15 protein-coding genes and 1 other RNA gene are annotated in these 17,471 nt (G+C 43.2%); 9 read left to right on the top strand and 7 right to left on the bottom strand.

Features of this window, described 5'->3' with window-relative positions; all coding sequences use genetic code 11:
• Positions 1–70 precede the first annotated feature (70 nt).
• A complete protein-coding gene (gene recQ / locus Q3W13_RS18900; RefSeq protein ID WP_302866576.1) occupies positions 71–2,263 on the bottom strand; it encodes a DNA helicase RecQ in 2,193 nt (730 codons plus the stop codon).
• 329 nt (positions 2,264–2,592) lie between these two features.
• Here recQ and Q3W13_RS18905 point away from each other — a divergent pair, with 329 nt between their 5' ends.
• Positions 2,593–3,678, top strand: coding sequence for a mannose-1-phosphate guanylyltransferase (locus Q3W13_RS18905; protein ID WP_302866454.1), 1,086 nt, complete (start codon positions 2,593–2,595; stop codon positions 3,676–3,678).
• Positions 3,679–3,749: 71 nt separating this feature from the next.
• Here the strand turns inward: Q3W13_RS18905 and rlmB are convergent, their stop codons facing one another.
• Positions 3,750–4,511, bottom strand: coding sequence for a 23S rRNA (guanosine(2251)-2'-O)-methyltransferase RlmB (rlmB, locus tag Q3W13_RS18910; protein ID WP_302866456.1), 762 nt, complete (start codon positions 4,509–4,511; stop codon positions 3,750–3,752).
• Positions 4,512–4,811: 300 nt separating this feature from the next.
• Between rlmB and dnaB the strand changes: the two genes are divergently transcribed.
• The 4 genes from dnaB to ffs all read left to right on the top strand — a co-directional run bounded on the left by dnaB (position 4,812) and on the right by ffs (position 8,026).
• Positions 4,812–6,380 (top strand): replicative DNA helicase, encoded by a 1,569-nt coding sequence (gene dnaB, locus Q3W13_RS18915; RefSeq protein WP_302866458.1) that lies wholly within the window; start codon positions 4,812–4,814, stop codon positions 6,378–6,380.
• An 83-nt stretch (positions 6,381–6,463) separates the two neighbouring features.
• Positions 6,464–7,021: a 2'-5' RNA ligase family protein gene (locus Q3W13_RS18920; RefSeq protein WP_302866459.1), complete on the top strand. Its 558-nt coding sequence runs from the start codon at positions 6,464–6,466 to the stop codon at positions 7,019–7,021.
• 149 nt (positions 7,022–7,170) lie between these two features.
• Entirely contained in the window at positions 7,171–7,797 is a 627-nt protein-coding gene (locus Q3W13_RS18925; protein WP_302866461.1) for a 2'-5' RNA ligase family protein, read from the top strand.
• Positions 7,798–7,927: 130 nt separating this feature from the next.
• Positions 7,928–8,026, top strand: an RNA gene (gene ffs, locus Q3W13_RS18930) — signal recognition particle sRNA small type.
• A 589-nt stretch (positions 8,027–8,615) separates the two neighbouring features.
• On the opposite strand, the gene Q3W13_RS18935 is transcribed toward ffs, so the two are convergent.
• A complete protein-coding gene (locus Q3W13_RS18935; protein ID WP_302866462.1) occupies positions 8,616–9,854 on the bottom strand; it encodes a nucleoside recognition domain-containing protein in 1,239 nt (412 codons plus the stop codon).
• A 156-nt stretch (positions 9,855–10,010) separates the two neighbouring features.
• On the opposite strand from Q3W13_RS18935, the gene Q3W13_RS18940 reads away from it, so the two are divergent.
• The 3 genes from Q3W13_RS18940 to Q3W13_RS18950 are packed head-to-tail and all read left to right on the top strand — an operon-like array spanning position 10,011 to position 11,326.
• On the top strand, positions 10,011–10,448 hold the full coding sequence (locus Q3W13_RS18940) for a DinB family protein (protein WP_302866465.1): 438 nt from the start codon (positions 10,011–10,013) through the stop codon (positions 10,446–10,448).
• A 6-nt stretch (positions 10,449–10,454) separates the two neighbouring features.
• Positions 10,455–10,910 (top strand): DinB family protein, encoded by a 456-nt coding sequence (locus Q3W13_RS18945; RefSeq protein ID WP_302866467.1) that lies wholly within the window; start codon positions 10,455–10,457, stop codon positions 10,908–10,910.
• Positions 10,889–11,326, top strand: a complete 438-nt coding sequence (locus Q3W13_RS18950) for a DUF3052 family protein (protein ID WP_302866469.1) — start codon at positions 10,889–10,891, stop codon at positions 11,324–11,326. The genes Q3W13_RS18945 and Q3W13_RS18950 overlap by 22 nt, the downstream gene beginning before the upstream one ends.
• 106 nt (positions 11,327–11,432) lie before the next feature.
• Here the strand turns inward: Q3W13_RS18950 and Q3W13_RS18955 are convergent, their stop codons facing one another.
• Positions 11,433–12,314: a bifunctional 5,10-methylenetetrahydrofolate dehydrogenase/5,10-methenyltetrahydrofolate cyclohydrolase gene (locus Q3W13_RS18955; protein ID WP_302866471.1), complete on the bottom strand. Its 882-nt coding sequence runs from the start codon at positions 12,312–12,314 to the stop codon at positions 11,433–11,435.
• Positions 12,315–12,392: 78 nt separating this feature from the next.
• Positions 12,393–14,180 (bottom strand): translation elongation factor 4, encoded by a 1,788-nt coding sequence (gene lepA, locus Q3W13_RS18960; RefSeq protein WP_302866473.1) that lies wholly within the window; start codon positions 14,178–14,180, stop codon positions 12,393–12,395.
• 85 nt (positions 14,181–14,265) lie between these two features.
• Between lepA and Q3W13_RS18965 the strand changes: the two genes are divergently transcribed.
• Positions 14,266–15,129 (top strand): fructosamine kinase family protein, encoded by an 864-nt coding sequence (locus Q3W13_RS18965; protein WP_302866474.1) that lies wholly within the window; start codon positions 14,266–14,268, stop codon positions 15,127–15,129.
• 255 nt (positions 15,130–15,384) lie between these two features.
• Here Q3W13_RS18965 and Q3W13_RS18970 read toward each other — a convergent pair whose 3' ends face one another.
• Positions 15,385–15,681, bottom strand: coding sequence for a hypothetical protein (locus Q3W13_RS18970; RefSeq protein WP_302866476.1), 297 nt, complete (start codon positions 15,679–15,681; stop codon positions 15,385–15,387).
• 86 nt (positions 15,682–15,767) lie between these two features.
• The gene (locus tag Q3W13_RS18975; RefSeq protein WP_302866478.1) at positions 15,768–17,441 is read right to left on the bottom strand and encodes a hypothetical protein; all 1,674 of its coding nucleotides are present in this window, start codon (positions 17,439–17,441) and stop codon (positions 15,768–15,770) included.
• Positions 17,442–17,471 lie beyond the last annotated feature (30 nt).

Below are 17,471 nucleotides of genomic sequence, written 5' to 3' on the forward strand. Positions count from 1 at the left end.
TGAGCAAAAAGCCTCTGAATAATTTTCAAAGGCTTTTTATCCGAGCGTCCGGACATCAGAAATCTAAATATCAATTCCCCATTTCCGAGAGGAACTTAATACGCATCAGCTGTATCTCTTCCATGGTATATTCATCGCTGCCCAGCTCCGCAAGGGCGTCGTCTATAGAGTCTACCTCGGCAGTTCTGAAATAGTCGAATATTTCTTCCTGCTTATCCTCATCAATAACCTCGTCAATATAATAATTCAGATTAAGCTTGGTACCGGAATTAACAATAGTTTCTATTTCCTTTAAGATTTCGTCGTAGGATAAGCCTTTTGAAGCGGCAATATCTTCTAGGTTCAGATGGCGGTCGATATTCTGAATAATAAAAACCTTTAATGCCGACTTATTAGCGGCGCTCTTTATTACCATATCAACCGGGCGGTCAATATCATTATCCTCTACATATTTCTGAATAAGGTCGGTGAACGGCTTACCAAATTTAAGGGCCTTACCGGCGCCAACGCCGGATATCTGCTTCAGTTCATCATTAGTAATCGGATAATGCGTACACATCTCCTCCAATGATGGATCCTGGAATATAACAAATGGTGGCAAGCCCTTTTGTTTAGCCAGCTTCTTGCGCAGGTCCTTCAACATCTGCAGCAATTCAGTATCCAATGCTCCGCCGGCTTGTTTAGGGCCGTCTTCTGCATCATCATCATCAGTAGCACCCATTGGCTTATTCATCACAAACCTGATGCTGTAAGGATTATCAATGAACGAATTGCCTAGCTTGGTCAGATGAAGCAGGCCGTATTGGTCAATGTCCTTCGACAGAAAATTATTTAGCAAAGCCTGGCGCAGCAACGAATTCCAAAGGTTTTTTCCGTCTTCTTTACCAGAACCAAAATAAGGTAGCTGGTCATGTTCGTAGCTTTTTACCTGGGCATTCTCTTCTCCCATCAGGATGCTGATGATATGATGGTCGTCAAATTTCTCGCCAATCTGCTTGATCAGGCTTAATGCTTTGTGCAGGTGCAATTCACCGTCAAAGTGCTCTTTAGGTCCACAGCAGTTATCGCACATATTGTTACAACCAGCCTCGTTAAAGTTCTCGCCAAAATAATGCAGCAGCTGTTTGCGGCGACAAACCGATGACTCTGCATAGTCGATAACTTCTTTCAATATTTGGGTACCGATCTCACGTTCAGAAACAGGTTTATCCTTCATAAACTTCTGAAGCTTATCAATATCCTTCTCTGAATAAAACGCCACGCACACGCCTTCCCCGCCGTCACGGCCTGCGCGGCCGGTTTCCTGGTAGTAACCTTCCATACTCTTCGGCACATCGTGGTGAATTACGTAGCGCACATCCGGTTTATCAATACCCATACCGAAGGCGATGGTAGCTACAATAACATCTACATCTTCCATCAGGAATTTATCCTGTGTTTCGGCACGCACTTTCGGGTCCAACCCTGCGTGGTACGGCAGCGCTTTAATGCCGTTCAGGTTAAGCGCTTCGGCAACCTCCTCAACCTTTTTACGGCTAAGGCAGTACACGATGCCGGATTTACCCGGATTTTGCTTAACAAACTTCACTATTTCTTTCAGCACGTTCCGTTTTGCACGCACTTCGTAAAACAGGTTAGCCCTGTTGAATGACGATTTGAATACCGTCGCATTGTTCATCTGCAGGTTTTTCTGAATATCCTGCTGAACTTTCGGTGTTGCGGTTGCCGTTAATGCTATAATGGGGATGTTCTCGCCGATATTACTGATAACCTGGCGTATTTTGCGGTATTCAGGGCGAAAGTCGTGTCCCCACTCAGAAATACAGTGCGCTTCATCAACGGCTACGAACGATACCTGGTTGAGGCGTAAAAAATCGATATTCTCTTGTTTGGTTAACGACTCGGGGGCAACGTATAGCAACTTAGTTTTTCCGGCTAATACGTCTTCTTTAACACGGGTAATTTCTGACTTTGTAAGTGATGAATTAAGGAAGTGGGCGATACTGTCGGAACCACCAAAAGCTCTCAACTGATCGACCTGGTTTTTCATTAAGGCAATTAGTGGCGAAATAACTATCGCAGTTCCTTCGCTCATTAATGCGGGTAGCTGATAACACATCGATTTGCCGCCGCCGGTTGGCATAATCACAAATGTATCGTTACCCGAAAGGATATTTGTTATAATCGCTTCCTGCTCTCCTTTAAAGTTGTCGAATCCAAAAAAAGTTTGCAGATTGTCAAAAAGCGACTTCTTAGTTTCTATCATTTATATAGATTTCGTTGTATTTATTTAAAAGTTTAAAGTAACAAATTTTTCTCAATAAACGATGGAATTACTTTAAAATTTTATATAGAAATGATTATTCTGTTAAAAACAATTTGTTTATTCAGTCCGTTTAACATCGGGTGTACAGTCACCACTTTTGTTAAGTTTTATTTTGTTTAGAAATTACAAATTATTGTTCAATTTTACCCCCGAAAACCAAACTAAAGCATAGTGAATGTTCAATTTGCCAAATCCTTAAAAAATTACATTTAATATTTTAATACCTGGCAAAAAAGACCCGCAAAAATGCAAATTGTTTAATAAACATGAATAAAAATTATTACGCCATTATAATGGCAGGCGGAATAGGCAGCCGTTTTTGGCCCATTAGCCGTACATCCCATCCAAAACAGTTTATTGATATACTGGGAACCGGAAAAACACTGATACAAAACACCTATGAACGTTTCCTGAAAATTTGCCCTAAAGAGAACATTTACGTTGTAACAAATGAGATATATACCGGCCTGGTGAAACAACAATTGCCCGACATGACCGATGGCCAGATACTCACCGAACCGGTAATGCGAAATACGGCGCCGTGCGTAGCTTACGGCTCCTTCAAGATAGAAAGCCTTAACCCTGACGCAGCTATTGTCGTCGCGCCGTCAGACCACCTGATACTTGACGAATCCGCATTTATCAGCACTATTGAAAAGTCGCTTGAAACGGCTTCAAAAAATGATTGCCTGATAACCCTCGGCATAAAACCATCGCGCCCCGACACCGGCTATGGCTATATTCAATATACCGACCAAGTCCTTAACGAAGATTTCCACAAGGTTAAGACCTTCACCGAAAAGCCGACTCTCGAAATAGCAAAAACGTTTTTGCAAAGCGGGGACTTTTTATGGAATGCAGGCATTTTCGTATGGTCGGCAAAGGCTATTGTAAATGCATATGGCAATCACCTGCCTGATATGCACGAGATTTTTGCCGAAGCCCGCCCGGTTTACAATACCGACGGCGAAAAAAATCACATCCACAAGTCTTATTTGCAATGCACCAACATCTCTATCGACTACGGCATTATGGAAAAAGCCGACAACGTGTACGTATTGCCTTCTGAGTTCGGGTGGAGTGATTTGGGTACCTGGGCTTCTATTTATGATCTTGCAGAAAAGGATTATGTTGGAAACGCCGTTATTCCTGCAGATAAAGTGATCATGTACGATTCCTCAAACTGCATGGTAAACGTTCCCGATGAAAAGCTGGTGATACTGCAGGGCCTGCATGATTTTATCGTGGTGGAATCAAATAACACGCTCCTTATCTGCCCACGCGACCAGGAACAAAATGTAAAACAGGTTGTCGCTGATGTGAAGCAGAAATTTGGCTCAAAGTATATTTAAGTAGCCAAGATTATTTAATCAGAGATTAGAGATAGGTTTTTAAAATTCAAGACTAATCGCTAATCTCTGATTTATAACCGCTGCCGTACCGCTTCGTAAAGGATTATCCCTGTCGCTACCGACACATTCAGCGATTCTATATCGCCATACATCGGAATTTTAGCCAGGTGATCCGCCATACGGATAATTTCGTTTCGAACTCCATCTTCTTCAGAGCCCATTACAATGGCTGTCGGCATTGAATAATCTGGTTTATAGATAAACTCCTCAGTTTTTTCTGTACAGCAAACTATCTGCAGGCCCGATTCCTGGATAAAACGGATGGTATGCATGAAATCGTTATGACGGCAAACTGGTATTTTGTATAACGCCCCGGCTGATGTTTTTATCGCATCCGGGTTTATTTGGGCTGAGCCTTTCGCGGGTATCACAATAGCATGTACGCCGCTGCATTCCGCAGTGCGGGCTATTGCGCCCATGTTGCGCACGTCGGTAATAGAATCCAGAACCAGGATCAGCGGCACCTCTCCCCTTTCGTACACCGCCGGAATAATATCCTCGACCCGCTGGTATACAATAGGTGAAATAAAAGCTATCACCCCCTGGTGGTTTTTCATGGTGATGCGGTTCAGCTTTTCAACCGGGACCTGCTGTGCGGCGATATTGTATTCATGAAGCAGCATTTTCAGCTCATTAAGAAGCTCGCCACCGATGCCTCGCTGAATATACAGGGACTCAATTTCTTTGCCAGAGCGAATGGCTTCGATGACAGCACGGGTACCAAAAACTAATTGATTACTTTCCCGCGGCTGCCTGTTTGTATGGTTGAACATTTAAATTAAATAAGATGCAAAAGTAGCCATATTAATCAATATGCCAATTAATGAACCGGAAGACCTTACCGGTTTTTACTTAAATTTTTAGTCTTGCAAAAAACGGATTTTAACAGCTAAACATTATCCACATTTATACAATTATTTGAGTGTCAAACAAAAATTAATTTTACTAACAATTTTATCCACATTAATTCTATCCAAAAACAAAATAATCTGCCTGTTTCTTAAGTGTTTTAATATTACTAATAATATTAGTAACTTAGCGCGTTAACAACTTTGTTTTATGTTTGTTGTCCGATGAATTTTGAGAACGATACACCCAGCAACAAGCCGTATACAACTGACAGGAGAAACAGAATCACTAACCCTACCCCGTACAGCGGGTTGGGTAAGCTGCCGCCCCAGGCGGTGGATCTGGAAGAGGCAGTACTTGGAGCATTAATGCTCGAAAAAGATGCCCTGTCATCCGTTATCGACATTCTGAAAGCAGAAGTATTTTACAAAGACAGCCACCAAAAGATATTCGAGGCGATACGCCAGTTGTTCGAAAAATCGTCGCCGGTAGATATTTTAACTGTTACAGCTCAACTTCGCCAATCCGGCGAACTGGAGATGATTGGCGGCGCCTATTATATTACCGAACTTACCAACCGTGTGGCTTCTGCGGCCAATATCGAATATCATTCGCGTATAATTATTCAAAAGTTTATACAGCGTGAGCTGATCAGAATATCAACTGACATTGTTCAAAGTGCCTATGAGGATACTTCAGATGTCCTCGAACTGCTGGATAGGGCTGAAAAGAACCTCTTCGAGATCGCGCAAAATAACCTGCGCCGTGATTCCCGCAAGATGGACGATCTGATGCATGAAGCGCTGAAAGGAATTGAGGCACTGAAGGATAAAAAAGATGGCTTGACCGGTGTGGCCTCCGGCTTTACTGAACTGGACCGTATGACCTCCGGGTGGCAAAAATCCGACCTGGTAATTATTGCGGCCCGCCCGGCGATGGGTAAAACAGCTTTTGTGTTATCATGCGCCAGGAATGCCGCCGTTGATTTTAATAAACCGGTGGTGGTATTCTCGCTCGAAATGTCGTCTGTTCAATTGGTTAACCGTCTTATTTCGGGTGAAACTGAAATTGAGCAGGAAAAAATCAGGAAAGGCAACCTGGAAGAATGGGAATGGGCACAAATACACTCTAAAATCGGAAGGCTTGAACAGGCGCCAATTATAATAGATGATACGCCGGCATTGAATATATTTGAGTTCAGGGCTAAATGCCGGCGCTTAAAGTCACAGCATGACGTACAGCTTATTATTATCGACTATCTGCAGCTGATGCACGGAAAAGGCGCCGATGGCAAGGGTGGCGGCAACCGTGAGCAGGAAATCGGCAGTATTTCCAGGGCGTTAAAATCTGTAGCGAAAGAATTGAACGTCCCGGTGATCGCTTTATCTCAGTTAAGCCGCGCAGTTGAGAGCCGCCCGGGCGGGTCAAAACGGCCAATGCTGTCAGACTTACGTGAATCCGGTTCTATCGAGCAGGACGCTGACATGGTACTGTTTTTATATCGTCCTGAATACTACGGACTAGAAGTTGACGAAGATAATATGCCAACCCAGGGAGTGGGTGAAGTGATCATAGCTAAGCACCGTAACGGAGAAACAGGCCGGGTAAGGCTCAAATTCGTTGGTAAGTTTGTTAAGTTCGCCGACCTTGACCAGGGAATAGGCAACGATTTTGCAATGCCTAACGCATTTGCAGGCTTAGCGCCTTCACAGGACTTTGAAAAGCCAAACAATTTTATCATCCGTCCATCAAAAATGGATCAGATGGATGATGATGATATTCCGCCGTTCTGATTAAAAATTTAATTATTTCTAAACACGACATAAAAATACTAAAATAATTAGCATTTTAGCATCCTACTAACCATGATGCTTTGATGATTGCCTACGCTGATTACCTGATGATAATTTCTCTGCCGACAGACTTGGTAAAAAAAATCAGTAAGTATAAACGTGCATCAGTAAATCTGATCGGCCATTTCGAGGGTATGCACAGCGGGGCGTATATAACCATTACTCACCAGGTACGGTGCAAGCCATTCCTCGCCCGGCCCGCCATCGAACGAATGGGAGAACGATTGAGCACAATGCCGCCGCTGGAGTTGTACATGGACGGTTTCAGGTATTTTGATAATGTCACAAGCAAAACCATATACCTCTCCTTTACCTCCGGCCAACGAAGCCAAAACTGGTTTAAATTGCTTTTTATGCAGATGGGGATAAAGGTTAAGGATTTCGTCCCGCACATTCCTGTTATCCGTAACATACCGGTGGCGACATTTAATAAACTATGGCCAAATTTCGAAAACCGCGACTTTAAGCGTGCCTTTACAGTAAGCAATCTTACAGTTCTGAAGCGAGAAACTTTCGCTGAACACCCTGAATGGAAAATTTATAAAGAATTGCATTTTGGGAATAAATTACTTGCTTTTTAATTGGGAATTCGCTCATCTAAATGATCGTACCGATTATAAGTGAATATAAAATCTCCTCAACCTGTAAGATAAAAAGGAAATAAAAAACAAAAAAGATTTGCAAATACTAAAAATATTAGTAATCTTCGTTTTATCAAAAACAACAGGTTATGACAGGTTACCAGGATTACTTGATAGTGCTTACGCCGTCTGAAAGTGTTTGCCGGCGCATTAAGCGGATTAAGGAAGATAGTGCTGCTATGATAGGAAACTATGAGGGCCGGCATTCCAAAGCGCACATTAGCATCCAGCAATGGCCACGTAAAAAGCCGGTATGGATTGAAACGCTGATGCCAAAACTTGAACGTGAGCTGTTAACGTTACCACCGCTGGTAACTTCTGTTACCGGGTTCGACTTTTTTCATCATGAGGAAAACCCAACCATCTATGCCCGGCTGGATAAAACCTCGGCGACTGACATTTGGTTTAAACACTTGAAAAGGTTTTTCAGCGGAGGGGCTTTCATACCACATATTACTGTTGCGCGCAGCTTGCCTGCTCCGGCCTTTAAAAGATTATGGCCGTATATTAGCAGGCAGGAATGGCATGAAGAGTTTAAAGTTGATAAGCTAACCATTCTGCGGCGCGAGATGATCGGGCATGATAAAATGTATCGTGTCTACAAAGAATTACCCTTTAACCGGCGGCTTGACTTTGATAAATTCACGGAATCGAAACTTAAAGTTCCGGAAGTGACAGAGAAGCCTGCAAATTCTATGCAATTCAGCTTGTTTTGATCAAATAATATGGACGTATAACTAACTGTTATACAGCGATTACGATATCTAAATACCTAAACCTGTTCACAAAAAGCCGCTTTTTTAACAATTTATTAACCGAAATCGAAGGTTTTTATATCTTTGCGGCGGGTAAGTCTTCTACGGCCAGCTCCTCTTGAACTCCCCCAGGGTGGGAACGCAGCAAGGGTAGAGAGTTGAGCGGCGCGATAGAAGTAGCTTACCCATTTTTTTTTGCTTTAATGTTTGCCAGGACATGTATTCTGCCAATTACAAATGTTGGATTTCCTTTATATACTTCAGTTTTAGGCGACATTATAAAGGGGCCATAGTGCTATAGCCACAAATTTGCAAATTGACTTAGTATCTGATTAATTTAAATTAATCCATTTGCAAAAGCGGAACGGCAGCTGCCTTTTAGAAATTGTAAAATTTGCAGGAGCTATTTGTTAGCCGGAGTTTTCAGCAATACGAACACCGCCGGCCCTGCCATAGAAAGGCGAATAATTTGAACAGTTATTTTTTTGTTTATCCGTGCCTTAGAAAGAAAGACCGGGGATTTAATTTACGAGAAGGTTTTATTTTAGTATCGGGCGCATCTAACGATTATCGATATAAATAGTATTATAAAAATCCATAACAAAACAATCCCCTTATTAGTCGTTTTAACCTTCGCTTCTTTTTCTTCCGCGTAATCTTTGGCCATATGCGTTAAATAAATTCGGAGGTTGAATGTAGCACAAGCCCGAAGGAAAATCAAATTATGTGTAAAACAACAAGCAAAAAAGATGGATAATGAATTATTGGTTTAAAAAAGCTTAACCAAAAAACAAATACGACACAAAAATGGCTGCGATAATACCAGCAAGGTCGGCGAATAAACCGGCCGGTATAGCGTAACGTGATTTCTTGATGCCAACCGAGCCAAAATATAACGCCACAATGTAAAAAGTAGTGTCGGCTGAACCGTTAAAAACACTGCCTAACCGACCGGAAAAGCTGTCGGGGCCGTAGGTGGTCATAACATTGATCATCATTGCTTTCGAACCGGAACCACTAAGGGGTTTCATGTAGGCCACCGGCATAGCGTCCACAAAGCGCGTATCAAGGCCGGTTTGTGTAATAAGCCAGCGCAAACCATCGTTCATATATCCCAATGCCCCGCAAGCGCGGAAAACCGCGATGCCGACCAGCATAGCCACCAGGTAGGGAATAATTTTAACCGAAGTTTCGAAACCTCGCTTAGCGCCGTCTATAAAAGCCTCAAAAACATTTACTTTTTTATAAAGGGCGCCCGAAATAAATATTACCGGTATAAGAAACAGCATGAGGTTACTGGCTACTTTCGAAACCAGGCCGATTTGTTCTTTGGTAAGATAATTGGTAAAAAACCAAACCAGTAATACGATAAAACAGGCTATACCGCCAATCCACCCGATGATCACACGGTCAAATAAATTAATTTTCTGTTTTAAGGCAACGAAAAGCATCCCGGATACCGCGGCTACAAAAGTTGCGATAATACAGGGAATAAAAATATCGGTCGGGTCTTTAGCATGTAATATTGAACGCTGGGCAATAATACTCACCGGCAATAACTGTAAACCGGAAGTAAGCAGCACCAGGTACATAATTTGCGCGTTGGACGCCGTGTCTTTGTCCTTATTTAAATCTTGCAGGCTGTCAATAGCCTTAAGCCCAAGAGGTGTAGCAGCATTATCAAGACCAAGCAAGTTTGCTGAAAAGCTCATCAGTACCTGGCCGGTAGCCGGGTGGTTTTTTGGAACTTCAGGGAACAGGCGATTAAAGAAAGGCCCTACAATGCGCGAAAGGAAGTTAATGGCGCCTGCTTTTTCCCCGATATTCATGATACCGAGCCACAACGCCATATTGCCTGCAAGCGGCAAAGCAATATCCATTACCGAAGCTTTGGACGAATCGAACATACCACTAACCAGGTGCATAAATATCTCCGTATCGCCGAAAAATATCAGCCGGATAAGCGCAACTACAAAAGCGATGAGAAAAAATGCAATCCAGATATAGTTTAATGCCATTATTTATAAGTCTGAGGTCTTGAGCCAGGTAAAAAATTCAAAGCGCTTAATTACAATTACAGATCAGGCTTTGAAGATAAAGTTTTTGATAATTAAATACTAATAACCATCTTTAAATTGATTTAATCCTCTAGCCGCTTAGGCAATAATTCTTTTATGATTGCAGATACTGTCCGAAACCTGAATGAAACCATTAACGATATTTTAAACCGGGATGTCAACACCATCGACTGGGCGACGAAGCCTGCGCCTGATAAATGGAGTAAAAAGCAAATCATCGGGCATTTAATTGACAGTGCGCAAGCTAACCTGCAACGATTTGTTCGCTGCACTTATGAAGAAAATTTTAAGCTTACTTACGAGCAGGATGAATGGGTTGAGGCCGCACACTACCAGGAAGCTGACATTAGTGAATTACTCGGCCTCTGGAAGTTGCTGAACCTGCAGATTGCCCGCGTGTTGATTAATTATCCTGCTGACCGGCTGCAGGCCCAATGTGATAACAGTAAAACCGATCCAAGCCTCCATACCGTAGAGTGGCTGGCAGCAGATTACGTGGCCCATATGCAACATCACTTAAAACAATTTAATTAGATTACGATGAACCCGCTTACTGAAACCTGGCAAATTCATAACCGGATCAATCTGTATTTATTGGATGGTATCGGCGAAATTTATCTCGGCGATGTGTCTGCATCGAAGGGCCGTACTGTAGGGGAACAGTTTGCGCATATGCATAACGTCCGGTTGATGTGGCTGAAGGTTTCGGAGCCTGCACTGCTTGATGGATTAGAAAAGCTTGAAAAAGGACAGATTACCAAAAAAGGCCTTGACGACGCATTAACCGGCAGTGGAATCGCTTTGCAGCAATTCTTCGAAAAAGTGACGCCTGAAGGTAAAGTAAAGGGGGTTAAACCACACGCGACAGCATTTCTTGGTTATTTGATTTCCCATGAGTCGCATCACCGCTGGCAGATCATGTTAACTTTAAAACAATCGGGTCACCCGGTTGACAAGAAAATACAATTTGGGATATGGGAATGGGGAGCAAGGTAACTGCGCAAACTGCAGGATATTCTGGTACACCGCTGGCTAAAAAGCTTGGCATAAAGCCTGGCTTTAATATCCGGCTGATTAATGCGCCCGAAAATTATTTCAAGTTGTTTGCCGATTTGCCCGAAGACTTGCGCGTAAACAATGAAACTTTTGAGCCAAAGGATCTTATTCATTTCTTCACCAGGGAAAAAGACGAGTACTTTAGCATGCTTACTGGTTTAAGGAGCCAACTCAAGCCAGGCGGTATGATATGGATATCCTGGCCAAAAAAATCGTCAAAAGTAAAAACTGATATAAGCGAAGATGTCATCCGCGATTTTGCCCTTCAAAACGGTCTTGTGGACATCAAGGTATGCGCCGTTGACGAGGTTTGGTCGGGATTAAAACTGGTTATACCGGTAAAGGATAGAATCTGATTGAGATGATCCTGGCTTTATAAGCTATTATAATTACAGATAATAACATCAAGCCAATTATTGGCAGTCTTACCAAATGGGTTATTACTTAATTCAGCCGGGCAAATTATGGATAGACTTCCTTATTGGCTGAAGATAGGGTATTTTTTAGCAAGCCGATAATCGTCATTAATCCTACGCCGCCGGGTACAGGCGTTATCCAGGAGGCTTTTTTAGAGACCTCTTCAAAATCCACATCGCCGTAAAGCTTAAACCCTGATTTGGTTAAGGTCGAAGTTTCACGATTCATGCCTACGTCAATTACTACAACACCATCCTTCACCATATCTGCGGTAATAAAATTCTTTCTGCCAATTGCGACGATCAAAATATCGGCATCCAGTGTGAATTTTTTGATATCAGGCGTGCGGCTGTGGCATACGGTAACGGTGCAGTTGCCGGGGTAGGTATTTCGGGCCATCAGGATGCTCATAGGAGAGCCTACAATATTGCTGCGGCCCACAACTACGCAGTGTTTTCCGGCTGTTTCTATACCATATTCCTTTAACATTAGGGTGATGCCGTAAGGTGTTGCAGGAATAAACGACGGTAAATTACGCTGCATGCGGCCAAGATTAACCGGGTGGAAGCCATCTACATCCTTGCGATGGTCAATACGCTCTGTTACTTTTTCAGGGTCGATGTGTTTAGGCAGGGGAAGTTGCACAATAATGCCATCTATATCAGCATCAGCGTTCAGCTCTTCTACTTTTTTCAGGAGTTCTTCTTCGGTAACATCCGCCTCATATCTAACCAAAGTAGATTTAAAGCCAACCTGCTCGCAGTTTTTTATCTTGCTGGCTACATAAGTTTCGCTGCCACCATCATGACCAACCAGCACCGCTACCAGGTGCGGCTTGCGACCGGTTTCGGCCAGTATTTTGGCCGCGGCTTCTGCGATTTCGCCTTTAAGTTTTCCTGATACGTATTTTCCGTCGAGTAATTCCATTTTATATATGAGATATGATACTTTAAGATGTGAGACGAAGAGAATAAAACAATTCCAGTCTCAAATCTCAAGTCTGAATTAATCCAGTTTCAGCACAGCCATAAATGCGCTTTGCGGTATCTCTACATTGCCAACCTGGCGCATGCGTTTTTTACCGGCCTTTTGTTTTTCTAACAGCTTACGTTTACGCGAGATATCACCGCCGTAACACTTGGCGGTAACGTCTTTACGCATGGCTTTAACTGTTTCACGGGCAATAATTTTTGCGCCTATAGAAGCCTGGATAATAATTTCGAATTGTTGGCGGGGCAATAGCTCCTTTAGCTTTTCGCAGATCTTTTTACCAAAATCGTAGGAGTTGCTACGGTGAATAAGCGATGAAAGCGCATCAACCGGTTCACTGTTTAAACGAATATCCAGCTTTACCAGGTCCGACTGGCGGTAGCCTATCTGGTGATAGTCAAACGAAGCATAGCCTTTTGAAATAGTTTTCAGCTTATCGTAAAAGTCGAAGACGATTTCTCCCATCGGCATTTCAAATACCAGTTCCACCCGGTCTGAGGTAAGGTAAGACTGGTTGACAATCATGCCGCGTTTTTGTATACAAAGCGACATTACAGGACCCACGAATTCAGCCTTCGTAATAACGGTAGCCTTGATGAATGGTTCCTCCACATAGTCAATCTTGCTTGGGTCAGGCAGATCCGATGGGTTGTTTACCAACAGTTCCTGACCTTTCGTAGTATACGCCTTATATGAAACGTTAGGGACGGTAGTAATAACCGTCATGTTGAATTCTCGCTCCAAACGCTCCTGGATAATCTCCATGTGCAGCATGCCCAGGAAACCACAGCGGAAGCCAAAGCCCAAAGCCGCGGATGATTCAGGCTCAAACACCAGGGAAGCATCATTTAACTGCAGTTTGGCCATAGATTCCCGCAATTCTTCGTAGTCTTCCGTATCAACCGGGTAAATACCGGCAAATACCATTGGTTTTACTTCTTCAAAACCTTGTATACCTTCTGCACAAGGGCGCTCAACATGGGTAATGGTGTCCCCTACTTTAACCTCACGCGCTTCTTTTATACCAGAAATGATATACCCCACATCACCTGTCTTTATAACATCTTTGGCAACAGGACGCAGCTTTAATGTACCCACCTCATCAGCCAGGTACTCCTTCTCTGTGGCAACGAACTTTACTTTATCGCCCTTGCGGATTTCGCCATTTACAACCTTAAAATAAGCTATAATACCCCGAAAAGAATTGAAAACGCTGTCGAAGATTAAAGCCTGTAACGGCGCTTTCGGATCGCCAACAGGAGCAGGAATGCGCTCAACTATCGCCTTTAAAATATCATGAACGCCCATGCCGGTTTTGCCGGATGCAGGGATGATCTCTTCGCGCTTACAACCGATCAGGTCTACAATCTGGTCTTTCACCTCTTCTGGCATAGCGCCCGGAAGATCCATTTTATTAAGGATGGGGATGATTTCCAAATCATTCTCCAGTGCCAGATAGAGGTTGGATATGGTTTGCGCCTGTATACCCTGAGCCGCGTCAACAATCAGCAAAGCACCTTCGCAGGCTGCAATAGACCGGGATACCTCGTAAGAAAAATCCACGTGCCCGGGAGTATCGATTAGGTTCAGTGTATATTTCTGACCTTCGAGCACATAGTCCATTTGTATGGCGTGGCTTTTTATGGTGATACCGCGCTCACGCTCAAGATCCATATCGTCAAGCAGTTGTGCCTGCGATTCGCGCTGGGTTATGGTATTGGTATATTCAAGCAACCTGTCGGCAAGAGTACTTTTGCCGTGGTCGATATGCGCTATAATACAAAAATTACGAATGTGCTCCATTGAGCCGCAAAAGTACTGTTTTTATTTGAGTTTTTTTGAGAGGCATTTCACCAGTTTAAGGATGATTTCACCGATTTTTGTTGCTATGCTGAATTCTATACTGGCAAATTATATAAAGAGAAGACTTAATTCAGATATAACTGATGTTAAGCCTGTTAGCGGTGGAAGTATTAACCGAACTTACTTAATTGAAACGTTAGATCATAAGTATTTCATCAAATTAAATAATAAAACACGTTACCCTGAAATGTTTGAGGCAGAAGCTCGTGGTTTAAACTTAATCGCGCAGACAAACACCATCAAAACACCTGAGATCATCTTACAGGATAGCGTTGGTGACGAAAGTTTTTTTCTGCTGGAATGGATTAAGACCCGGCGACCGACTGCTAAAGCTTCGGCTAAATTGGGTGAGCAACTGGCGGCTATGCATCGTAACTTTGCAGATAAGTTTGGGCTGGATACTGATAATTATATGGGTTCGTTACATCAATCCAATAAAAAGCATAACACATGGGCTGAATTTTTTAGCGAGCAACGTTTGCAGCCGATGGTGAAGATGGCGATCGATAAGGGCTTGCTGACGACTAACGACCTGGTCGCCTTTGAACATCTTTACAAAAAACTGCCGGGATTATTTGATGAAGAACTACCTACGCTTATTCATGGTGATTTATGGGGAGGTAATTACATTATCGATTTGGACGAACAGCCTTATCTAATAGACCCGGCCGTTAGTTATGGTAACCGCGAATTTGATTTGGCGATGACTACCCTATTCGGCGGATTTAGCAATGAGTTTTATGTTGCTTACAACGAAGCTTATCCACTGATAAAAGGGTGGCAGCAACGGATGGATTTATGGAATCTCTATCCGCTGCTTGTGCATTTAAATTTGTTTGGCGCCGGATATGCAGGGCAGGTGCGTGATTGTCTGTTACAATATGTTTAACGCAGCTCCTTACAACAACGGATACTGGCTCCTTATCTTTTCTGCTTCCCTGGCTGATTTTAGACCATTGAATAATAATATATAGGCGGCGATCTTCATTACAATACCTTGTATCAGTGTTAAGGGATTCACTATCGCATTTGCTATAATAACCATAGTAAATACAGTGAGACCGGTGATAATGCAGAGGGTTGGCCATTTGCTGGCTAAAACTGCTAATATTACAAAGAAGAGAGAAAGAAGCGCGTCTAATCCTTAGCCAAGTGACACACCTGCCAAATGCTGATTTTTAGCATAAGTAACAAAGCCACTCAATACGTATATAACCGCAATATAGTACAGCATATTGCGGGCTTTTTTCAATTGCTTGTCAGCAGTATCTACGTCTACGCTCCGCATATCCTGGTCAAACAGAAAATCCTTCTGATCTTGCTCGGTGCCTTTAAGCGGGTAATTGCATTGCGAGCAAACAACTTCACTATCAAATGCAAGGTTTGCGCACGACGGGCATTTAACAGATGCCGTGTTCTCAATCGATTCGTTCAGATTCATTTAAGTAATTGTGTGGTTAAGTTTTTTAAATATAATGATATCGCCGCAATAACCAGCCAGATCAACTAAAAAAATAAAAGATGGTTCTACCGGTTTACGCCCTCCACAAACACAGGTGTTTCAGTAACCTCGACTTGTATTTTCCCGTTCACAGCATTGACCTCCCGGCTGCTCATTATATCAGCACCTATTTTTAAGGTATGGATAATAGCCTTTTCTGCATTACCCAAATCAAGGGTGTAATTGGCCTTGCGGCCTGTTTCGTCGGGAATGGTAAGCACGTACATGGTTTTATCAGCGAGTTTGTATTCGTCGACAAGCGGGTCGGAACTTAGGGTTTTAATGTAGTTATAATTGCCCATAAGCCTGGTAGTTTGCAGGATATAATCCGCAGCGGGGCGGCGTTTAATACCTTCAGCAAGGCCGGATGTAGCATATTGAGTCTTCCCTCCGGGATGGTCATCGAATAGCTGGTAATAAAAAACGCGTTTAATGCCATAGCGAATGTACAGCAACGATGTCCGCAAAATCCAGTCTGCCTGGCTGGCCAATACTGTTTTGGATCCGATAGATTCCGCGCGCTGGTAGCTTTCCGGGTTAATGTCGTAACCTGTTTCGGTAACCCACACCTCAGGCTTTTGCGGTAAACTGTTAGCGAGGTTCACAAACTCCTTTGCAACAGCCGCCGAAACCGACAGTTCGGGCGCTATACCGGTGGTCGGCTTCTTTTGCACACGCACATCGCCGTTGTTTGAATACAAGTGAAAGTTCAGCACGTCAAAACAAAGATTAATGCTGCCGTCTTTTTTTAAACCGCGATTTGTTTTGCACCAGTTGATAATTTTTTGAACCACGTGATAATCGGCGGTTGCCAGTCCGCCCATCACTACCTGCATATTAGGATCAGCCGCTTTAACTCCTACGCCCGGGCCAAGCTTACCCATATTCCCATCGTAAAAAGCAGAGAGGTTTGCCGCGTATTGTTCGGGCGTTTGATGTGTTTCGTCGCCGCCCCACCATTTGTCGCGCTCATTGCCGCATTCGACGTATTTTAATACGCCCATGCCAATTACCGGCTTGTTTGGAATATCGCCCGGATAGCGCTTGCGCCCGTCAACCTTTACCAGGTTTTTATCGATATTTTTATTGTAGCCATACCGTGCCGCTAACTGGAAGGCCATAGCTGCCTGATCGGTATAGGATGCCGGATCATTAAGGCTTTGACCATAAGGTGTGGGCGCATTGTCATTATCGCGGGAACTGGCCGGATAGGTGTTTTGCAGCCATTCCGGAATATTTTTTAAATCTGCCAACACCAGTATACCGTCTTGCTTGCAGCGCTGGTAAATTATATCCTCGTTCCAGCCGCCGTTGTCGGTGGGATTAAAAGTATAGTTCCTTTTGGTAGTTTCCAGTCTGTTCCAGTTAAGGTAGTGCCTCACGGATGAAAATACATCTACCAGTTTCATATTGTCCTCGTAAATATGTTTCCTGTCGTTAGGACTGCCTGGATTCTCCAGAAAATTCCATTCATACGCATTTATACCGAACATGTTTTTTAATGGGACTGTATTGCTGCTACGGGCGACATTCAGTTCCGGCTGCAAGTTTGCCGCAACTTTGTTAGTATCCGGTCCTTTGGAAGCTTCATTTAAAATAGCAACGCTTTTGGCGGCTGATTGAGAGCCTGAATGGCAATTGATATTGGTAAAATTAAGAGCGATAAAGAATATGGTTAGTTTGTAAAAGTGTTTTGTCATCAATTTTATTTTACCGGTTGAATAGTGCCT

It is taken from the genome of Mucilaginibacter sp. L3T2-6, assembly GCF_030519355.1.
Classification (GTDB): domain Bacteria; phylum Bacteroidota; class Bacteroidia; order Sphingobacteriales; family Sphingobacteriaceae; genus Mucilaginibacter.

What these genes read in the sequence shown, in the direction of transcription:
- dnaB (WP_302866458.1), top strand. Translation starts at nt 4,812, where the DNA reads ATGAATTTTGAGAACGATACACCCAGCAACAAGCCGTATACAACTGAC.
- Q3W13_RS18940 (WP_302866465.1), top strand. Translation starts at nt 10,011, where the DNA reads ATGATTGCAGATACTGTCCGAAACCTGAATGAAACCATTAACGATATT.
- Q3W13_RS18905 (WP_302866454.1), top strand. Translation starts at nt 2,593, where the DNA reads ATGAATAAAAATTATTACGCCATTATAATGGCAGGCGGAATAGGCAGC.
- Q3W13_RS18935 (WP_302866462.1), bottom strand. Translation starts at nt 9,854, where the DNA reads ATGGCATTAAACTATATCTGGATTGCATTTTTTCTCATCGCTTTTGTA.
- lepA (WP_302866473.1), bottom strand. Translation starts at nt 14,180, where the DNA reads ATGGAGCACATTCGTAATTTTTGTATTATAGCGCATATCGACCACGGC.
- Q3W13_RS18950 (WP_302866469.1), top strand. Translation starts at nt 10,889, where the DNA reads ATGGGAATGGGGAGCAAGGTAACTGCGCAAACTGCAGGATATTCTGGT.
- Q3W13_RS18970 (WP_302866476.1), bottom strand. Translation starts at nt 15,681, where the DNA reads ATGAATCTGAACGAATCGATTGAGAACACGGCATCTGTTAAATGCCCG.
- Q3W13_RS18925 (WP_302866461.1), top strand. Translation starts at nt 7,171, where the DNA reads ATGACAGGTTACCAGGATTACTTGATAGTGCTTACGCCGTCTGAAAGT.
- Q3W13_RS18955 (WP_302866471.1), bottom strand. Translation starts at nt 12,314, where the DNA reads ATGGAATTACTCGACGGAAAATACGTATCAGGAAAACTTAAAGGCGAA.
- Q3W13_RS18920 (WP_302866459.1), top strand. Translation starts at nt 6,464, where the DNA reads ATGATTGCCTACGCTGATTACCTGATGATAATTTCTCTGCCGACAGAC.
- Q3W13_RS18945 (WP_302866467.1), top strand. Translation starts at nt 10,455, where the DNA reads ATGAACCCGCTTACTGAAACCTGGCAAATTCATAACCGGATCAATCTG.
- rlmB (WP_302866456.1), bottom strand. Translation starts at nt 4,511, where the DNA reads ATGTTCAACCATACAAACAGGCAGCCGCGGGAAAGTAATCAATTAGTT.
- Q3W13_RS18965 (WP_302866474.1), top strand. Translation starts at nt 14,266, where the DNA reads ATGCTGAATTCTATACTGGCAAATTATATAAAGAGAAGACTTAATTCA.
- Q3W13_RS18975 (WP_302866478.1), bottom strand. Translation starts at nt 17,441, where the DNA reads ATGACAAAACACTTTTACAAACTAACCATATTCTTTATCGCTCTTAAT.